Source organism: Ferruginibacter sp. (genome assembly GCF_028288465.1).
GTDB lineage: Bacteria > Bacteroidota > Bacteroidia > Chitinophagales > Chitinophagaceae > Ferruginibacter.
In genome coordinates this window covers 1-3866 of sequence record NZ_JAQBNR010000093.1, presented here as the reverse complement: position 1 = coordinate 3866, position 3866 = coordinate 1, and the positions used below count along the sequence as shown (strand labels likewise).

General features: G+C 57.5%; 4 protein-coding genes. 3 read left to right on the top strand and 1 reads right to left on the bottom strand.

The features are described from left to right. From JWR61_RS28145 to JWR61_RS28135, 3 genes are all read left to right on the top strand, one after another. Nucleotides 1–2250, top strand: a 2250-nt coding sequence (locus JWR61_RS28145; protein ID WP_301930973.1) for a hypothetical protein, incomplete at its 5' end; no start/stop codon positions are given. A gap of 16 nt (nt 2251–2266) precedes the next feature. Continuing rightward, nucleotides 2267–2452 carry a hypothetical protein gene (locus JWR61_RS28140; protein WP_301930972.1) on the top strand — a complete coding sequence of 62 codons (186 nt, stop codon included), beginning with the start codon at nt 2267–2269 and terminating at the stop codon, nt 2450–2452. A gap of 53 nt (nt 2453–2505) precedes the next feature. Continuing rightward, entirely contained in the window at nt 2506–3240 is a 735-nt protein-coding gene (locus JWR61_RS28135) for a hypothetical protein (RefSeq protein ID WP_301930971.1), read from the top strand. Between the two features lie 446 nt (nt 3241–3686). On the opposite strand, the gene JWR61_RS28130 is transcribed toward JWR61_RS28135, so the two are convergent. Continuing rightward, on the bottom strand, nt 3687–3866 hold a 180-nt coding region (locus JWR61_RS28130; protein ID WP_301930970.1), incomplete at its 5' end, for a hypothetical protein.

The following is a 3866-nucleotide window of genomic DNA, read 5'->3' as shown; positions in this document are numbered from 1 at the left end:
GCCCATCTTGTACAACTACTTCAGCACCATCACCCCGACGTGCTAGCCATCGCTCAGCAGGGCGGGGATGACCCTGAAGTCGATGCCATGTTCGAAGGCGCTAAGGAGCCTTCTGCCGTTGGCACAGGCCACATGGCAGCAGGTGTCCCGGGGATCGGTATGATGCCCGCTCCGGGCATGCAGCAGCTTGCTCCTGCCGGTCCTAACAACATGGTCAACCCAATGTCTCAGGGTGGCTGCCCGCACTGCGGTGCCATGATCACCCCGGGTCAGGGCATTTGTCCTCAGTGCAACTCGGCAATCTCTCCGATGGATCAGGGATCCTCGGCGGTCAACCCGCAGGCCCCGGTCGGTCCGGCAGGACAGGCGATGCAGCCGGTCATGGCCAGCTTCCACGAGCAGATCATCGCTGAGCGCACGAGCGCCAACCAAGGCCCTCACAACCTAGAGCAGGTACAAGCCGTTGTTGAATACCTAAAGTCCCAGGGACAAGACTTCCCGGGTCTTACCGACGACATCGTGGCGCACCCTGAAAACTATGGCGACATCCTTGCCGAAATCCAGGGCAAGAGCCAGCCACCGGAGCCCGACCCAGATCCGGGTCCCGCACCTATGCCCGACCCATCCCAGATGGGTGGACAGGGTATGCCTCCAGCAGGAGCACCGGGAGGTGCCGGTGGAGGTATGCCGATGATGGCCGCAGCGCCAAGCATCGTTGGCCCTCAGTCCCTCGAAGAGCAGCAGCTAAATTCGGACTTCTATCCGCGCAACCAGGCAGTTGTCACATGCCCAGGATGTAATACGCCAACCGTTCCTTCACTAGGGGGTTGTCCACATTGCGGAATGAACTTCCATCCTGACCTCATCAAGCGCGCGGGGCGCAGCGACGGGGCAAATCACTGCCCGTCTTGTCAACAAGGCCTCATGGACGCAGGGACTGGCACATGCTATCTATGCGGGTACACGTACCCTTATGATGGGGCGGAAAGTCTGGACGGTCACACGAGCCCAAAACTGTGGGCTCGCGAGCAAAATCTTCCTTTCGTCCACCCATCGGTATTTGGTCCTGTACACCAAGGAGCCTCCGATTCCATCACACCTCCATGCCCCAAGTGCCAGTCCCATACCACAGGGCTGATCACTGACTCTGGTGAGGCTCAGTGCTCCAACTGCAATCACAAGTGGCAGACGGATTTCGAGCCACAGGGCGATCAGACTCCTGTGTCCACTAAGGCTGCCTTCCACCATGATGACCTTCATGATCACGCACTAGCGGTTCCTGCCGCCGATCAGCAGCGTCCGGATGACCCTGCCTTGGATGACAATCCAGGCGGAACTTGGTCTACCCAAGATGGCCAGCCGCTTACGGTAGGTCAGGAGTACGAGATGTACTCTGCCAAGTATGATGTGCCGGACATCGTGCGCATCGAAGCCGTCAAGCCAGATTCCATTGAATACTCCCTCACCGGCGAGTATGGTCTTAACCACAAGACACAGTTGAGTAAGCAGGAAGCGGATATGGATGGTACGACCTTCGTTCCGACCGACTCTGCGGATCCCGCAGAGAACCTCAACGAGGAGAGCGCTCCGGACCAGCAGATGCAGGCTCCTGCCCCGGACTCCCATGAGTTCGGTATGAGGGCTAATGTTAGGACCGCTGATGGCCTCCATCAGAATGAGTTTGGCTACTCACAGCCATCGACTCCGGATCAGTTCGTAGATCGTGCGCAGCAGCGATACCAACGAGGACAAGCGGGCTATGAGCGTTGGCAGCCTGGCCAGTACGGAAATATCCTGGCTATGCCGAACAACGATGTCCACGCCTGGAACGTCCCGCAACGCGATAACAACCCGCAAGCCATCATGGACTACGCCCATAGCAAGTTCATGAAGGACACCGGTATCGACATGTCCCAGCCGGTACGTACCGGCCACATCACCCCGGATAGCCAAGTCTACTGGCATGGCGTACAGCAAGGTTCACCAGAGCATCAACAACTCATGAGTCTCGTGCCACACCTACAACCCGGTACCTACGACATGGCCGATGAAGATTGGGATGAGCCAGATCAGTTCGCGCATGCCGCGTCTGTCCGCACCGCCGGTAAGAAGTTTACTCCCATGGAGCAGCGCGAGTTCATCGATGAACCCGGCGTAGCTCGTAACTCAGACAAGCTCGACCTCGCAGGCACGCATTACGAGAGTAGGGCTAGTATGATCGATGACGACTTCTACCTGTTTGGGTTGTAACGACATGGCCCGCAAGATGGATGTCCTAGAAGCTATCGACCAGCGTATCTATGACATTGCAGAGCTTGCGGCCAAGGAGCTAGATGTAGAAGATCTTGATGAGGCAGACAAGCGCCTCAAGAAGGCGAGCGAGATCCTTAACAAGCTAGATATGCTACGTAAGTTTGTCGCACAGGGTGGAGACGCCAACAATACTTGGTGATCAAGCTTCCTTGATCCTCATTTTCTTACTGATGCACCTAGGTAAGAGCTAGAATGGAACTTTTCGCCAAGAGAACAGTCAAGTGCTCCGCTCGCACAATGTCGCGCGAGTCCGCCCAAGCTTCGCTAGAGCGTCAATTCGAAGACGCCGAGATTCTTGATCTCAAGCGACGCGGGGATAAGTGGGTTGCTACACTTCTTGAACCCAAGAAGGCTGAATTCCCACCAAAGGATGACCCTGATGAAGATCCAGCGCCGTTCAAGGAAGAAGAGTCCGACGACTCCTCCGACGCGCCCTCCGACGATGGCCCTCCATCCGGAGACGAAGAAGGTTCAGGCCCTCCTAAGAAGGATGAAAAGGGAGGGGAGAAGGCCGAGCTAGGTGCCGTCCTCGACCTGATTACCCAGATCGCTGACAAGCTGGGCATCGTACCTGGCGGCGATCCTATGGCCCCTGGCGCTGAGGACCCGATGGGAGCACCTCCCGGCCCTCCAATGCCTGCCGGACCTCCTGGTGGCGCTGGCAGCGAGATCCTGCACCGTACGAAGCTCAAGCCCGGCGAGACTCCTCCGGGCGGTACGCCGGTTGGCGCCCCTGCCTTCGCTTCAGTTCAAGCCAACCTAGCCCGTCTCGCTTCCTTCGACGCGTTTGACGACACTCCTGGTAAGTCCATCAAGCAAGCCCACGCAGAGCTAACCGCCCTGTACGGCCCGCATGGTTTCCAGGTGCGTCAGATTAAGCGCGTTGAGAATGGCCAGCGCCTTGCGGCGAAGCTTTCTCGCAGGTAAGACGTGCCTGACTCGGAAGCTGTCGTAACCGAAGAATTCAACCGGCTTCGTGGTCGTCTCTGCGGACTGATTGAAAGCTTCGGCCTGCCTGAGAAGCAGGAGCGCGGCTGCATCAACACGCTGAAGTCTCTGAGCTATGACGCTCAGAAGGCTATCCTAGATTCGCTGAAGCCTTAGCCCGGCACGCCGGACAGAGATAATCACCGTCAAGGTGTAGGACTAGATCACAGTTGGCGCAGACTTCGGTCGGCGGGGCACTATCGAGGGTCCAATTATCCTCTTCTGGATGGGTTATGCCTAACTTACCAATATGCCCGATCTCTTTGGGGCCAGATGCCCAGCCACCGCTGGAATCTCTAAGTAGCCCGCGCCACTGTCCGTCGTAACCTACAAGCTCCCAGGTTGCCCAGAGCTTATCTTGACGGAAGGTCCATACCTGTCCTACCTTAAGCTCCACGACAAGCCTTGCAGATGTAATCGTCTGCCGCCATCTCAGCGCGATTTCCGCACTCGGGGCAGACGTTGATAGAGCCATACTTGTGGATGATCTGCCCACAGTCGGGACAGTCGCCGGTGATCATCTTGCGACCGTTCTTAGCCTGGGTCGTACGCAAGTTCTCCATGAT

Bases quoted from the DNA above. Each gene is read 5' to 3' on its own strand.
- JWR61_RS28140 (WP_301930972.1), top strand. From the start codon at position 2,267: ATGGATGTCCTAGAAGCTATCGACCAGCGTATCTATGACATTGCAGAG.
- JWR61_RS28135 (WP_301930971.1), top strand. From the start codon at position 2,506: ATGGAACTTTTCGCCAAGAGAACAGTCAAGTGCTCCGCTCGCACAATG.